Raw genomic sequence first — 253 nt, 5'->3', positions numbered from 1 at the left:
AAATGTGTTAGATGCCGGTGTTCGTGTGTTTACCTATTTTGACTTGCAAAAACAAACGGCAATGGAAGAGTCGATTCAGGCAAGTTTGCCTTATTTAGAAAAACGCCCTAATACTCGCGCGCTTGAAGCGGCGATGATCTCAGTTAACGTAGAAAAAGGTGGCGTATCGGCATTAGTTTCTGGGCGCGATGTGCGTTATTCAGGCTTTAACCGAGTACTTGATACCAAACGTAATATTGGCTCATTAGTTAAG

1 pseudogene is annotated in these 253 nt (G+C 43.1%); it reads left to right on the top strand.

Annotated features, from left to right (window positions below):
- A pseudogene (locus AAEY62_RS23580) lies at positions 1–253 on the top strand (penicillin-binding protein 1B); the annotation flags it as partial.

This window comes from Pseudoalteromonas sp. GW168-MNA-CIBAN-0100 (assembly GCF_040309225.1).
GTDB lineage: Bacteria > Pseudomonadota > Gammaproteobacteria > Enterobacterales > Alteromonadaceae > Pseudoalteromonas > Pseudoalteromonas arctica.
The sequence above is the reverse complement of the archived record's forward strand: the minus strand, read 5'-3'. Positions and strand labels throughout refer to the sequence as shown.